The sequence below is a fragment of the Scandinavium hiltneri genome (assembly GCF_024764835.1).
Classification (GTDB): Bacteria; Pseudomonadota; Gammaproteobacteria; order Enterobacterales; family Enterobacteriaceae; genus Scandinavium; species Scandinavium hiltneri.
Window position 1 is genome coordinate 231490 of the sequence record NZ_JALIGE010000069.1, and the last position, 15596, is coordinate 247085.

Consider the following 15596-nt stretch of genomic DNA (forward strand, 5'->3'; position numbering starts at 1 on the left):
TTCATGTCGCATCAGAGCAACGCTATGAAAATGAATCCAAAAGGGTGGCTGAGCCGCTCCCTGCCCTTGGCCAAAGCGCCCGATCTCGTCCCATTCCCGGCCAACGATCCTGCCGGTGAAAATAGTCTTCGTGCTGAACTCTTTTCTTCCGCCCAAATGGAACGCTTTGGCAAAAAGCTTGCCCGCTCGCATAAATTATCGCCTGATAAATTGCCGTATTATCTTCTCAAGCGCCTGAGCGACAACGAAGCCATCATCACGCAAAACTGCTACACGCTGAATGCCGGTAAAAAGGCAAGTATCATGCCCGCCGGGGAATGGTTGCTGGATAATTATTACCTGATAGAGGAGCAAATCCGCCTCGTCCGGCAACACCTGCCGAAAAACTTCGGCAAAGGCTTGCCTGCGCTGGCTTCACCGCATAACTGCCCACGTATTTATGATATTGCAGCCGAAGCGATCGCCCACGGAGACGGGCGCTGGGACACCGCCAGCCTGATCATCTACATCCGCGCCTACCAGCAACACACTCAGCTGACCTTAGGGGAAGTCTGGGCGCTGCCAGGCATGATGCGCCTGGCCTTAATTGAAAACCTCCGCCGTGTCAGCATTGATGTCGTGAAAGCGCAGCAGGAACGCGACATGGCCGATAGCTGGGTGACGCGCATTTTTGAATGCGCAGAAAACACCCCTGCCGATGTGATTATGGTGATTGCCGATATGGCGCGCTCGCGTCCCCCGCTCAGCAGCGCGTTTGTCGCTGAAATGGTGCGTCGTCTTCAGGGGCGCGGCAACATGCTGGCGCTGCCGCTCACCTGGATTGAGCAACGTCTTGCAGAACAAGGCGTCACTACCGATGCGCTCATTCATCGTTTCAATCAACAGCTGGCGACCAGTCAAATTTCGGTGAGCAACAGCATTGCCGGATTGCGGTTATTAAGTGAAACCAACTGGGCGGATTTCGCAGAAGCAATGAGCGTGGTGGAGCAAACGCTGCGCCTCGATCCGGCGGGAGTCTACCCGCTGATGCATTTTGATACCCGTGACCACTATCGCCATGTGATTGAAATTCTTGCCCGAGGCAGCCGCTCCAGCGAACCCGATGTCGCCCAGCACGTGTTGACCCTCGCAACGCAAAACGCGCCAGATACCCCAGGCCATCACATTGGCTATTGGCTGATGGGCGACGGACGTCAGCAGCTCGAAGTGGTGTTAGCGGCCGATACCTCGCGCTTTATTCGCCTGCGCCATAGCTTCAACCAAATCCCCCTGCTTTCCTGGCTTGGCAGCCTGAGTCTTCTGACGACGGCGGCAACGGCTGCAGTCATGCACGAAATGGCGCTGTCAGGCATCAACGGGCTGCTTATGCTCCTGACGGTGCCTCTGGTCGTGGCGGTCAGCCAGCTGGTGAGCGATTTGCTCAGTGAAACGACCACCCGTTTTCGTCACCCGCGCCCGCTGCCACGCATGGACTTTTCCGGCGGGATCCCACCGGAATCGGCGACCCTGGTGGTGATTCCGTGTCTGCTGAGCAGCACAGAAGAGATAACCAAACTGCTCACCAGCCTGGAAATCTGCTGGCTGGGCAATCAGCACGAGCATCTGCGTTTTGCGCTGCTGACCGACCTCACTGATTCCGTCAGCCAAAACGCTCTGGATAACAGCGCCCTTCTCGACCAGGCCATTTCGCAAACGCAGACGCTGAACCGGCGTTATCCGGCGAGCCGTCCGCGGTTTTATCTGCTGCACCGCGCCCCGGAGTGGAACCCACCACAGGGCGTCTGGATGGGATATGAGCGTAAACGTGGCAAACTGGCGCTACTGAACAGCTGGTTACGCCATCCCACAACGCAGTTCTCCAGCGCAATGGACCTGCCTGCTGAACAACTCCCCGAACGCATCAAATACGTCATTACCCTCGACAGTGATACGGTTCTGCCGCGCGAAACGGCGCACAAACTGGTCGCGACCATGGCGCATCCGCTCAACCGGCCCGAATACGACCCCGCACGTCAGCGCGTGGTGAAAGGCTACGGCATTTTGCAACCGGGCCTGGCAGAGGAGATGCCTCGCAACGGGCAGGGCCGCTATGCCGCCCTGTGCAGCAGCATTCCGGGTAACAATCCTTATTCGATGATGTCTTCCGATATCTATCAGGATTTGTTTGGCGAAGGGTCGTTCGTCGGCAAAGGCATTTATGACGTCGATGTCTTTGTACAGGCCACCGCCAACACCTGCCCCGAAAACCTGGTCCTCAGCCATGATTTACTGGAAGGATGCTATGCCCGCTCCGGGCTGTTGAGCGAAGTTTTATTGTATGAACAGTACCCAAATAACTATTTATCGGATGTGGCACGGCGTACGCGTTGGATCCGTGGCGATTGGCAATTGCTCAACTGGCTTAAACCGCGGGTGCGAAAAGCGGACGGTAGCCATGATAAAAACCCGTTATCCGCCCTCTCTTACTGGAAACTTCTGGATAATCTGCGCCGCAGCCTGGTAGCGCCCTCTTTATTGGCGCTACTGTTTAGTACCCTGTTATGGGTGCCAAATCCGCTGTACTGGCTGGGCGTGCTGGCGATGGTGTGGCTGTTGCCCACGGCGCTGGCGGTCACTCACGACCTTCTGCGTAAACCTGCCCGTCGTCTGTTAACGCAGCACCTGCTGCTGGTGATGGCTGGGGCACTGAAGCGCCTTTCCCGCGTCGGGCTGAATTTCATCACCCTGCCACACGAGGCCGGGTATTCGCTGTACGCCATAGCCGTAACACTGTGGCGGCTGGGCTTTAGTAAGCGCAATCTCAGCCAGTGGGTCAGTTTCAACCCGGATAATGTGCTACTCAAAACCTCCCCCATGCGCTTTTATCGGGCGATGTGGCTCAACGTGGTCGCCGGAGTGGCATTAGCGGTGCTCACTGCGCACGTTGCGCCGTGGTTCTCAACCATTGCACTGCCCGTTGGCATCGTCTGGTGCCTGGCACCGCTGCTGTTGAGTTGGCTGAGCCGCCAGCCTGCACGTAAAACGTTTTCGCCTAACAAAGAACAAAAACTGCTGTTGCGCCAGACCAGCCGTGAAATCTGGGCCTTTTTTGAAACCTTTGCCAACGCAAAAGAAAACTGGCTACCGCCGGATAACTATCAGGAAATATCGCAGCCCACGATTGCGCACCGAACCTCACCGACCAACATTGGCTTGTCGCTGATGGCTAACCTGACCGCCTGGGATTTTGGCTATCTGCCGATTGGCGACGTGTTGCAACGCATCACGCTGACCCTCGATTCGCTCGATAAAATGGAGCATTTCCGCGGACATTTGTATAACTGGTATGACACTCGCACCCTTGCCCCGCTAAGCCCGCGCTATGTCTCCAGCGTCGACAGCGGCAATATGGCCGGGCATTTACTGACCCTGCGCGAAGGGCTGTCGGCCATGCGTAATCAGCCGATATTAAACAGCGCACAGGTACTGGCCGGGATAGACGACACGCTGGTTATTCTCGAGAAATACTGGGGCCAGAGCACCCCGACTGCGCTGCGATTGCTGCGTCAGCATTGTCATAGTGCCGCTCTGCTGCCACCGTCAGAGCTGTTTAGCGAACTCAAATGGATGCGCAGCCAAAGCAACCATTTGCACGCCCTGTGCAATCATGAAGATTCAGTGGTGGTGCGCTGGATTGAACATCTTCAGCATCAGTTGGTTCTGCTGTGCCACGAATGGACGCATCTGCTGGGCTGGTTAACCTCTAAGTATGACGCGCAGACGCTGCCGTCATTGAGCTGGCTGGCGCAGGCAAAGCATACCGGCGAAGGCTCACCTCCGGCCTCCGCCATCTCACTGGCTCGTATGCGGCTGGACATCATTACCGAGCTCGAACAGCGGCTGAATGAACATGCGCAAATGGATTTCACTTTCCTGTACAGCGAAGTGACTAATCTCCTCAGCATCGGCTACAACTGCGACAGCAATATGGCGGATAAAAGCCACTATGACCTGCTGCCGTCCGAAATTCGGCTGACCAGTTTCCTCGCCATCGCCACCAATCAGCTGCCGCTGAAAAGCTGGTATGCACTGGGCCGATTATTTACCACCATTGATAACGAAACCGCACTGATGTCGTGGAGCGGGTCGATGTTCGAATATCTGATGCCAAACCTGGTGATGCCGACCTGGCCCGGCAGCCTGCTGGACGAGATGAGTCAGTCATCGGTGATGCGCCAGATCGACTGGGGCAAAGAGCGCGGCGTGCCGTGGGGCGTGTCTGAGTCGGGCTACCATGCATTTGACGTTCAGCAGAATTACCAGTATCAGGCCTTTGGCGTCCCCGGCCTCGGGCTACGGCGCGGGCTGGCCGATGACATGGTGGTCGCACCGTACGCCACGCTGTTAGCGTTGATGATTTCACCGCAAAAAGCCTGTGAAAACCTGGCCCGTCTGGAGAAAATCGGCGCGCGCGGTGAATACGGTTTTTATGAAGCGCTGGACTACACGCCGTCGCGTCTCGCCACCGGGCAGCTGTATGCCGTGGTGCAATCATGGATGGCGCACCATCAGGGCATGGCGTTTCAGGCGCTGGCGCATGTGTTGCTCGACGCGCCAATGGTCGACCGGTTTATGGCCAGTACCGCGTTTCAGTCGGCGAGTCTGCTACTGCAAGAGCGTGTGCCGGATGCGGTCGATCTCTACAGCCCTCGCCGGCATTTTGAGTCGCATGAAGGCAGGGTTAAACCCGTGCGCTACGAGCCACGTATATTTACCGGCGCAGACAGCCTGGTGCCCGAAGTTCAGCTGCTGTCTAACAGCCATTATCACCTGATGATGACCCATACCGGCGGCAGCTATAGCCGCTGGAACGATCTGGCCCTTACCCGCTGGCGTAGCGATACCACCCGCGATAACTGGGGGGCATTCTGCTATATCCGCGATGCGCAAACCGGCGAGCTGTGGAGCAACAGCTGGCAGCCAGTCGGCGATATCGACAGTAACGACGACGTTATCTTTACCGAATCGGGCGCAGAATTCAGGCGTACTATCGGTAACCTGAGCATCAAAACGCAGATTGTGGTATCGCCGGAAGATGATATTGAACTGCGCCGCATCACGCTGCTGCACCGTGGTCGTCAGCCGCGCACCCTCGAACTGACGACCTATGCCGAGGTGGTGCTGGCCCCTGCCACCAGCGACCAGGCGCACCCGGCGTTCAGTAATTTATTTATCCAGACGGAGTTGATTGCCGCGCAGAATGCCATTTTGTGCCACCGTCGCCCCCGTTCGCCGGATGAAAAAAGCCCATGGCTGTTCCACATGATGGTGGTACATGGTGACAACCAGAGCGAAGTGTCGTTTGAAACCGATCGGGCGAATTTCCTCGGGCGCGGCAATGGCCCGGCGAATGCGCTGGCAGCCCATCAAAGCGGGCCGCTAAGCAACACCGCCGGATCGGTGCTGGATCCGATACTGGCGATTCGCCAGACCATCACCCTGCAACCGGGCCAGCCCGTCACCGTCGATATCGTGTATGGTGTAAGTGACAACCGCCAGCAAAGCCTGGCACTGCTGGAAAAATATCGCGATCACCCGATCGCCGATCGCGTCTTCGAACTCGCCTGGTCGCATAGCCTGGTGGTATTACGCCAAATCAACGCCAACGAAGATGACGCCGCGTTGTTTAACCGTCTTGCCAGCGCCATTCTGTACCCCTGTCAGGAACTGCGCGCCGACAGTCACGATATCAGCCGCAACCGTCGCGGGCAGTCCGGCCTTTGGGGCTGGTCGATTTCAGGCGATCTGCCGATCGTGCTGCTTACCATCACCAACGAGGAAAGTATTCTCTCCGTCACCACCCTGATTCAGGCGCACCGGTACTGGCGGCAGAAAGGACTGGCGGTGGATTTGGTCATCCTCAATAACAGCCCCGGCGGTTATCAGCAGGGGCTGCAAAACAAGATATTGGATTTGATTTACGCCGGGTCAGAAGCCAGCCAGTTGGATAAATCCGGCGGCATCTTTGTGCGCAACGGCGAGCACCTTTCGGCTGAAGACAAACTGCTGTTGATTAGCGTGGCGCATCTGTATCTCGATGACCGCTCGGGCGGCCTGAATGAACAGCTCGATCAACGTATTCACACCTTAAAAGCGCTACCGAGACCGTTCGTGCCGCACGTTAGTCCGGGCGAGAACCTGCATATTCCGTGGTCGCCCGACACCGGTCAGCTTCTGCATTTCAACGGGCACGGCGGATTTTCGCAGGATGGCCGCGAATACCAGATTGTGCTTCGGGAGAACCAACCGACGCCCGCGCCGTGGTCAAACGTGCTGGCGAACGCCCGTTTCGGTAGCGTGCTGTCTGAGGCGGGCCAGGCCTATAGCTGGTATGAGAACGCGCATGAATACCGACTCACGCCGTGGGAAAACGATCCGATCAGCGATCGCAGCGGCGAGGCATTTTATCTGCGTGATGAAGAGAGCGGTGCGTACTGGTCTCCGACTACATTGCCGGTGCGCGGCGAGGGAGATTATCTCTCCCGCCATGGATTTGGCTACAGCGTATTCGCCCATCGCGAGAGCGGCATCGACAGCGAGCTGACCATTCTGGTGGCCGAAGAAGCCCCGGTCAAACTGGCTATTCTGACGCTCAGCAACAACTCTGGTCGCCCGCGTAAACTCTCGGTCACCGGTTTTGTAGAATGGACCCTCGCTGAGTCACGCGCGCGCTCTACCCTCCATATCGTCACCCACGAAGCCAGCGTGAGTAGCGGTTGCGCGGTCATGGCGAATAACTTTTACGGGGCGGATGGCGGCTGTCGCACAGCCTTTTTTGCCGTCAGCGGCGCGCACTGCTCGCTGACGGGCGATCGGCGTGAATTTATCGGACGGAACGGTTCTCTGGAAAAACCGGCCGCGATGAATTTGCGCTGGCTGTCGAATAAAACCGGGGCCGGACTCGATCCCTGTGGCGCGGTACAGTCTGCGACTACGCTCATCGACGGTGACCAGACGACGTTTATTTTTGTGCTCGGCGTGGGTGAAGATCAGGCCCAGGTTCAGGCGCTGCTTAGCCGCTATCTGAATGAAGATGCAGCTCGTAATGAACTGAACCAGGTCCACCGGATGTGGCACAACCTGCTGGATAAACTGGTCGTCAACACGCCGGATACCAGCGTGAATTTGCTGGTCAACGGCTGGCTGCTGTATCAGACCATTGCCTGTCGCCTGTTGGCACGCAGCGGCTACTACCAATCCGGCGGCGCATTTGGCTTCCGCGATCAGCTACAGGATACGCTCGCCCTCAGTCACGCTGCGCCAGAACGGCTTCGCGAACAGATAGTGCTGTGCGCTTCACGGCAGTTTATCGAGGGCGATGTCCAGCACTGGTGGCACCCACCGCATGGCAATGGTGTGCGCACCCGCTGTTCGGACGACTATCTCTGGCTGCCGCTGGCGGTCTGTCATTATGTGGAAACCTCCGGCGACAGCGACATACTCGAGCAGCGTATTGCCTGGCTCGAGGGGCGTTCGCTTCAGGCAGGCGAAGAGTCTGTGTACGAACAGCCCGTTATCAGCGTTATCGAAGATACCCTGTGGCAACACTGCGTCAAAGCCCTTCAGCACGGCCTGCGTTTCGGTCAGCATGGCCTGCCGCTGATGGGCGCGGGGGACTGGAACGACGGCATGAATCGGGTGGGGATCGACGGCAAAGGTGAAAGCGTGTGGCTCGGATTCTTCCTGTACGACGTATTAGAGCGCTTTGCCCTGCTGGCCGACAAGCGGCAGGACACCGGCATCAGCGAACTTTGCCGGACCGCAGCCACACGTTTGCAGACGAGCCTGGAAACCTCTGGCTGGGATGGCGAATGGTACCGGCGCGGATATTTTGACGATGGCACGCCGCTGGGTTCCAAAGCGTCGCAGGACTGCCGGATTGACGCGATTGCTCAAAGCTGGGCCGTATTGTCCGGCGCCACGCGTCAGGATCGTAGCAGTCAGGCCATGAGTGCGCTGGATAAACATCTGGTGGATGACGATGCGGGGCTGATTAAACTGCTTACCCCGCCGTTCGATGGGCATGGCCCGAACCCCGGCTACATTCAGGGGTATCTGCCGGGCGTGCGCGAAAACGGTGGGCAATACACCCACGGCGCCATCTGGGCTGTGATGGCTTTTGCACGCATGGGCAATACCGAACGTGCCTGGCAACTGTGGTCTCTGATCAACCCGGTGAATCACACGCGAACCACCAGCGCCATCGAGAAATATAAAGCCGAACCTTACGTGATGAGCGCCGATGTCTACAGCGTTGAGCCACATCGTGGGCGCGCGGGCTGGAGTTGGTATACAGGCTCCGCGGGTTGGGCTTACCGCTTGCTGACCGAGGAACTTCTGGGGATCAAACGTTACGCTTCGGCCTTCACGGTACATGTCCAACTCCCACAAGACTGGCCGACGGTCAGCATGCGCTACCAGCAGGGCCAAAGTCAGTATCAGATAACCGTTTCACGTGATGGCGGGCCGTATCGGGTGGTCCTGGATGGCCTCACACTACCGGACGACAGGATCCCACTCGTCGATGACGGGCAAAACCATATGGTGGAGATATTTCAGACATAACGCTGATTCACCCGGGACACAGGCCACGTGAAGGAGGCGTGGAGAAGGGAAACTATTTGATTCTCGGTGAGTTATGAACAACACTGCCAGAAACAACACAATAAAGCAGGATTGAGCATGTCTTCCACCCGACCACGCCAGCAGCGCGGCGCGTTTCCGCCTGGAACTCAACACTATGGACGTTCATTGCTGGGCGCACCACTGATCTGGTTCCCCGCCCCGCTCGCCGACCACAACAGCGGGCTGATTATTGCGGGCACGCATGGCGATGAAAACTCATCCATCGTCACCCTTTCCTGCGCGCTGCGCACGTTGGCCCCTGACCTGCGTCGTCATCACGTGGTGTTGACCGTCAACCCTGACGGCTGCCAGTTGGGGTTACGTGCCAACGCTAACGGGGTCGACCTCAACCGTAACTTTCCGGCGGCGAACTGGAAAGCCGGTGAAACGGTTTATCGCTGGAACAGCTCCGCAGAGAGCCGTGACGTGGTGCTGTTGACGGGGGATAACCCCGGCTCCGAGCCAGAAACCGAAGCGCTGTGTCAACTGATCCACAAAATTCACCCGGCGTGGGTGGTGTCGTTCCACGATCCGCTGGCCTGTATTGAAGATCCGCAGCAAACGGTACTGGGCCAATGGCTGGCAGACTACTTTGAACTGCCGCTGGTGACAAGCGTTGGCTACGCGACGCCAGGCTCGTTTGGCAGCTGGTGCGCCGATCTCGGCCTGCACTGCATCACCGCGGAATTCCCGCCGATTTCATCTGATGAAGCGAGCGAAAAATATCTGGCGGCGATGACCGGCCTGCTGCACTGGCATCCGGAATTATCATCAACGCGTTGAGATTTTTTGATTACTTTGCGGCGACAATTCAGCCGATAAAAAACCCGCATGGCCGGAGCGATGCGGGTTCTTTAACAAATCATCTGGTTCGTCAGGCAAAAAACAACCCAGCTACCACGATGACGACAAGCACGACGGCAGCCACGGTATCAATCAACCGTTTAGTTAGCTCGTCCTGCGTTGCGACGCTTTCGTCTTCCCACTCAATCATCTCAGCACCCTCAAATTTGTGACGCGCGTATCCTAAACGTACCTGCGGATGCCGGATGATCGTTTTGTGCCGGATCCCGTTTAAAAATAAACTAACGATTTCATAGGTAAAGCGTGCCGGTGCCAAAGCGCAACGCAGGTTCGGCATCGATTGCCAGCCACGTCGGGCCATCGAGATCGGCAAAGCGTACCTTCGGCGTCAGCGGCAGTGCGGCGCTGATGGCGCGAGAGGTACACAACATACAGCCTAGCATCAGGTCAAAACCCTGCAATTTGGCTTCCGTCGCCAGCGCCAGCGCTTCGGTTAAACCACCGGTTTTATCCAGTTTAATATTGACCATGTCATAGCGTCCGGCGAGTTTCGCCAGGCTTTCGCGGGTGTGACAGCTTTCATCAGCGCAAATCGGCAGCGGGTGAATAAAATTCGCCAGCGCGCCATCTTCCCCTGCGGGTAATGGCTGTTCCAGCATCGCGACGTTCAAATCCGCCAGCAGCTGACAGCGTGAAGCCAGCCCATCGCTGTGCCAGGACTCGTTAGCGTCGACAATCAGCGTGGCCTCCGGGACGGCAGCCCGTATGGCGACCATTCTTTCGCTGATCAGATGGTCATCGAGCTTCACTTTTAACAGCCGAGCGCCCTTATCCCACAGCGCCTTAGCGCTATTTGCCATCTGATCCGGCGTGCCGATCACCACGGTTTGCGCCGTTGTCACCTCGGAGGGTAATTCGCTGCCCACTAAATTAGACAGCGAGCGCCCCACTTTGCGCACCTCAATATCCCACAGCGCACAATCCACGGCGTTGCGCGCCGCGCCTGCGGGCAGAAGCTGCTGCAACGCGTCGCGCGTCAGGCCGGATTCAAGCTGTTCGCCAATGCTGGCAACCTGCGCCATCACCGAGGCAATACTCTCGCCATAGCGCGGATACGGAGTACATTCTCCTGTCCCTGTTACACCGTCTTCCTGGATTTCCACCACCACCACTTTCGCTTCGCTGCGAGCACCGCGGGCGATGACGAATGGCGTATGCAGCGGCCAGGCCTCCTCGTACACTCTCAAACTTCTCATTCCCTGCCCCTCGATTTACCAGCACTAAAAGGATTTGCCGTGTTAACTGTTGATGTCATACACTAGCCGCGACGTTAACTATATGTAAACAGGAAGATAATCATGTCACAAACTGTGCATTTCCAGGGCAACCCCGTTTCCGTTCAGGGCTCCATTCCGCAGGCGGGCGCCAAAGCACCAGCATTCACTCTGGTCGCTAAGGATCTCTCCGACGTCGCACTGAGCCAGTTCGCTGGTAAACGTAAAGTGCTGAACATTTTCCCGAGCATTGATACCGGCGTATGCGCTGCATCCGTGCGTAAATTCAACCAGCTGGCAACCGAACTGAACAACACTGTCGTGCTGTGCATTTCAGCTGACCTGCCGTTCGCCCAGTCCCGCTTCTGCGGTGCAGAAGGCCTGAGCAACGTTGTTACCCTGTCTACCCTGCGTGCGCCAGAGTTCCTCCAGCAGTACGGCGTTGGCATCGCAGACGGCGCGCTGAAAGGCCTGTCTGCTCGCGCGGTCATCGTGCTTGATGAAAACGACAACGTGGTTCTGAGCGAGCTGGTGAACGAAATCACCAACGAGCCGGACTATGAGTCTGCGCTGGAAGCACTGAAAGCCTGATAAAAAATGCCGCCTTCATCACTGAAGGCGGCATCGTATTTACTCTTCGTTTTTCTTCTGACTTAAGCCATATTCCCGCAACTTATTCGCAATCGCCGTATGCGAAACGCCCAGGCGTTTGGCAAGCTTACGGGTGCTCGGATAGCTACGATAAAGCTGGGTCAGCACCGAACGCTCAAAGCGGCTGGTGATATCATCCAGCGAACCTTCCATCGCATCTTCCCCGACCGCCACCGTGGTGGTGTCGTAGTCAGGCAGTAAGATATCCTGCGGGCGCAGCTCGTACCCGTCCAGCTGTGTCAGTGCACGGTATACGGCATTTTTCAGCTGACGCACGTTGCCCGGCCAGCCGTAGCGGGTCAGCACAGTGTTCAAATCAGCGGCCAGTTTCGGACGCGTAATCCCCTGTTCATCGGCAAAACGGGCCACAAACAGCTCCGTCAGCGGCATGATGTCCTGCGCCCGATCGCGCAGCGGCGGCAGATTCAGGGTCAGCACGTTCAGACGATAATAGAGATCTTCGCGGAACAGCCCTTTCTGCACCAGTTCGACGAGGTTCTTCTGGGTAGCGCAAATCACCCGCACATCAACGTGAATTTCGTGGTCTTCACCGACGCGGCGGAACGTACCGTCATTCAGGAAACGCAGCAGTTTGACCTGCATCCCCGGCGACATTTCACCGATTTCATCCAGCAGCACCGAACCGCCGTTGGCCTGCTCAAAGAAGCCTTTTTTGCCTTCCGGCGCATGACCGAACAGTTCGCTTTCGACCGCATCCTCCGGAATCGATGCGCAGTTCAGCGCCAGGTACGGCTTCTGCGCTCGCGGGCTTGCCAGATGGCAGGCGTTGGCCAGCAAATCTTTACCGGTGCCCGTATCACCAACAATCAGCAGCGGTGCGCTCAGCATCGCCAGCTTGCGGGCCTGCTCAACCACATGACGCATTTTTGGGCTGACGGCGATTATCTGACTAAAGGCACTGACGTCCTGGGGGGTCTGGGTTTGCAGCTGACGCCCCATGCGTAATGTAGAGCGCAGCATCACGACGGCGCCCATTAATACGCGCGTGGCATTTTCACCTTCCAGCGTGACCGGGGTAATTTCCAGCAGGAAGTTTTGCCCGTTGATAACCACATGTTCGGCATGCGATTCCACCGGAGAACCCTCCAGCCAGCGCTGGAAGTTGAAGCCGTTGATCAGCTGCGCGGCGTTGTGGCTGCGCAGTTTATCCTGCGACTGACCAAACAGCTGGCAGCTCGCCGGATTCGCCAACTCGACTTTGGTCTTCGTATCCAGCGACAGCACCGGTTCCGGCATCGCTTCCAGTAATGCGCTCAACGCCAGGTGTTCACGTTCCGACGGCATCCACGGCACGGTGCGCACGTCGGTCACTCCGGCAATACGACGGATTTCCGCCATCAGAGTACGGAAGCTGTCAAATTCCAGCTCCGCGAAATTAAGGTAAATTCGGCCAATGGGGTCAATATCGATCCCGCGCAGGTCAATTCCACGCAGCACCAACAGATCGAGTAATTCACGGGTCAGACCAAGACGGTCCTCACAAAAGACTTCAAGACGCATGGGAGTATCACCCTCATAGCCAATAACGCATGGATGATAAGACAGTTCTCCGCCTGCGGGAAGATAGCTGTCAACAATTATTGACAGTATGGCGGAAAATCAGGCTCTTTGCCGTAAACACGGCGGGTAAAGCACAAAGGGACAAGGCCAGAAGTGATTTTTGGGGAGGCGGTAAAGTGACATTTTCCCTCTCAGTGAAGAGAGGGAATAATGGCAAACGAAACGTTAAGCCGGTTTCTTATTGATGGTTTCTTTCAACTGCCCGATAAGCTCCCGGCGGAAATCGCCAAGCTTCGGTTTGTCGTTATCGATCCACGGCAGCGGGCGGCAGACTTCCATTGCTTTAATGCCCAGGCGCGCGGTCAGCAGACCAGCACCTATCCCCTGCGCCGCACGGGCGGAGAGACGCGCCGCCAAATCCTGCGACATCCAGTCCATGCCGACTTCGCGCACCAGTTCACTGGCTCCGGCGAAGGCAATATTTAACAGCACCAGGCGGAACAGGCGCAAGCGGCTGTAATAACCCAGTTCAATGCCGTACAACATGGCGATGCGGTTGATCAGGCGCAGGTTGCGCCAGGCGATAAACGCCATATCCACCAGCGCCAGCGGGCTGACGGCAATCATCAGCGTTGATTCTGCCGCCGAGCGGCTGATTTCACGCCGCGCCTGGGCGTCCAGTACCGGCTGCACGATATGGGAATACAACGTGACCACTTCCCGGTCGTTCTGCGTTTCGTGAATCGCCGCGTACCAACGCTGGAGTGCGGGGTGCGATTTGTCGATTCCGGCCTGCGCGGCAAGCTGTTCGCAGAACGCCCGCCCTTTGCCGGTACCGTGACTATGCAGCAGGTCACGCGCTTCATCACGCTCTTCTGCCCGCTGTCGCAAGCGCCACAGGCGCCGCCATTCGGTAGCCACGGACCCCACGCCAGCGCCGATGATCAAGGCCCCGGCCGCATATCCGCCGAGCGCCACCCAATCCTGGGTTTGCCAGGCGTGCATCGTCGACTGCACACCCTGCGCCACCACGCTAATGCCGAAAATACTCAGCCCCGCAGTGACCATCCGTCGCCACAGGCTGCGTTTCGGGCGCAGCGCCGCTTCGACCACGGCCTCGGCCTGCCCTTCGTCCTCCAACGGATCGTCAATCACCGTTGGCGCAAAGTTTTCGGCCTGGCTCCGTTCAAAGGTTTGCGCCCCACGCAGGTGCTCTGTTTGGTCCTTTTCCAGCGGCCCGGCGAAATCGATACGCGGTTTTAACGGTTCGCTCATCGCAATTTATCTCCAATCAAAAACTCCAGTGCCGCATCAAGACGAATGTGCGGCAGCGGTTTATCGACGTCCATCGTCTGTGGGCGAAACGCCTCAAATTGAAAGCCCTGCTGTTCCCAGAATGCCTGACCTGGCAAACGGGCGGGTACTTCGCCCGGATACACCGTCAGCGGTTCGCCGTCGCTCAGGCGGTTGCCGCGCAGTGCAGGAATTTTCTCGCCATTGACGTCAATCAGCCCGCTTTGTGTGGCCTGCACTGACGCAAGACCCAGACAGTCCATGCTGATGCCTTCAAACGCCGCGTTCTGCCAGGCATCCTGAATCAGCTGTTGCAACAGGGAAACCATGTTCGCATGCTGATCGACGGTGACGTGATCGGCTTTAGTTGCGGCAAACAGCAGTTTGTCGATGACCGGGGAAAACAGGCGACGGAACAGCGTGCGCTGCCCGTAATGGAAGCTTTGCATCAATTGCGTCAGCGCCAGACGCATGTCGTTGAACGCCTGCGGCCCGCTGTTCAACGGCTGCAGGCAATCGACCAGCACAATCTGGCGGTCAAAACGTAGGAAGTGATTTTTATAGAAGTCTTTCACCACGTGTTCGCAGTAATAGTCAAACCGCGCCCGCAGCATTCCGGCGTTGGTGTGTTTGTCAGCCTGCGCCAGTTTGGCCTCACCTGTGGCATCCACATCCGGCCACGGGAAGAACTGTAAGGCCGGTGCGCCTGCCATTTCGCCCGGCAGCACAAAGCGGCCTGGCTGAATGAAGTGCAAACCTTCCTGTTTGCAGGCGTGCAGGTAGTCGGTCCACGCCTGGCTGATTTCCGCCAGACGGTTTTCGTCTGCCGGTGCCAGTGGGTCAAGCCCTTCGCACAGCTGACGCCAGCGGGCTGACCACTCGGCCCGTTGGCCGGTCAGCAGGCCCGTCATCTGCCGTGACCAGCTCAGGTAGTCCTGCGCCAGCATCGGCAAATCCAGCAGCCATTCGCCCGGATAATCGACGATTTCCAGGTACAGCGTGGAGGTGTCTTTGAAGTGGCGCAGTAAGGAATCGTTAGAACGAAAACGCAGCGCCAGACGAATCTCGCTCACACCACGCGTCGGCGTCGGCCACATCGGCGGCGTGCCGTACAACTGCGCCAGGCCTTCGTCGTAGGTAAAACGCGGAATACCGTAGTCGCGCTGCGGCACGCGTTTCACGCCAAGCAACCGTTCCTCACGTACCGCGCTCAGCAGCGGCAAACGCGCGCCTGCATGCAGATTCAGCAGTTGATTCACCATCGCGGTGATAAACGCGGTTTTGCCGCTACGGCTAAGCCCGGTCACCGCCAGGCGCAGATGTCGATCCACGCCGCGATTGAGCAGTGCATTAAATTCGGTTTTGAGTCGCTTCATCGCCATCCAATTG

Annotated in this window: 8 protein-coding genes; 3 read left to right on the forward strand and 5 right to left on the reverse strand. The window is 57.6% G+C overall.

Annotated elements, in window-relative coordinates; all coding sequences use genetic code 11:
- Positions 1-24 precede the first annotated feature (24 nt).
- Positions 25-8604, forward strand: a complete 8580-nt coding sequence (locus tag MUU47_RS05600) for a GH36-type glycosyl hydrolase domain-containing protein (protein ID WP_258987196.1) — start codon at positions 25-27, stop codon at positions 8602-8604.
- Positions 8605-8721: 117 nt separating this feature from the next.
- The gene (mpaA, locus tag MUU47_RS05605; protein WP_258987197.1) at positions 8722-9447 is read left to right on the forward strand and encodes a murein tripeptide amidase MpaA; all 726 of its coding nucleotides are present in this window, start codon (positions 8722-8724) and stop codon (positions 9445-9447) included.
- A gap of 91 nt (positions 9448-9538) precedes the next feature.
- On the opposite strand, the gene MUU47_RS05610 is transcribed toward mpaA, so the two are convergent.
- On the reverse strand, positions 9539-9805 hold the full coding sequence (locus MUU47_RS05610) for a hypothetical protein (protein ID WP_258987266.1): 267 nt from the start codon (positions 9803-9805) through the stop codon (positions 9539-9541).
- The gene (gene ycjG / locus MUU47_RS05615) at positions 9759-10724 is read right to left on the reverse strand and encodes an L-Ala-D/L-Glu epimerase (protein ID WP_258987199.1); all 966 of its coding nucleotides are present in this window, start codon (positions 10722-10724) and stop codon (positions 9759-9761) included. Before ycjG ends, MUU47_RS05610 begins: the two co-directional genes overlap by 47 nt.
- Positions 10725-10826: 102 nt before the next feature.
- Here ycjG and tpx point away from each other — a divergent pair, with 102 nt between their 5' ends.
- Entirely contained in the window at positions 10827-11333 is a 507-nt protein-coding gene (gene tpx / locus MUU47_RS05620) for a thiol peroxidase (RefSeq protein WP_258966547.1), read from the forward strand.
- 39 nt (positions 11334-11372) lie between these two features.
- Here the strand turns inward: tpx and tyrR are convergent, their stop codons facing one another.
- The 3 genes from tyrR to MUU47_RS05635 all read right to left on the reverse strand — a co-directional run bounded on the left by tyrR (position 11373) and on the right by MUU47_RS05635 (position 15583).
- Complete coding sequence (gene tyrR / locus MUU47_RS05625) at positions 11373-12914, reverse strand: transcriptional regulator TyrR (protein ID WP_258987200.1); 1542 nt, start codon at positions 12912-12914, stop codon at positions 11373-11375.
- Positions 12915-13139: 225 nt separating this feature from the next.
- Positions 13140-14189, reverse strand: a complete 1050-nt coding sequence (locus MUU47_RS05630) for a YcjF family protein (RefSeq protein WP_258987201.1) — start codon at positions 14187-14189, stop codon at positions 13140-13142.
- A complete protein-coding gene (locus MUU47_RS05635; RefSeq protein WP_258987262.1) occupies positions 14186-15583 on the reverse strand; it encodes a YcjX family GTP-binding protein in 1398 nt (465 codons plus the stop codon). Before MUU47_RS05635 ends, MUU47_RS05630 begins: the two co-directional genes overlap by 4 nt.
- Positions 15584-15596: the final 13 nt, after the last annotated feature.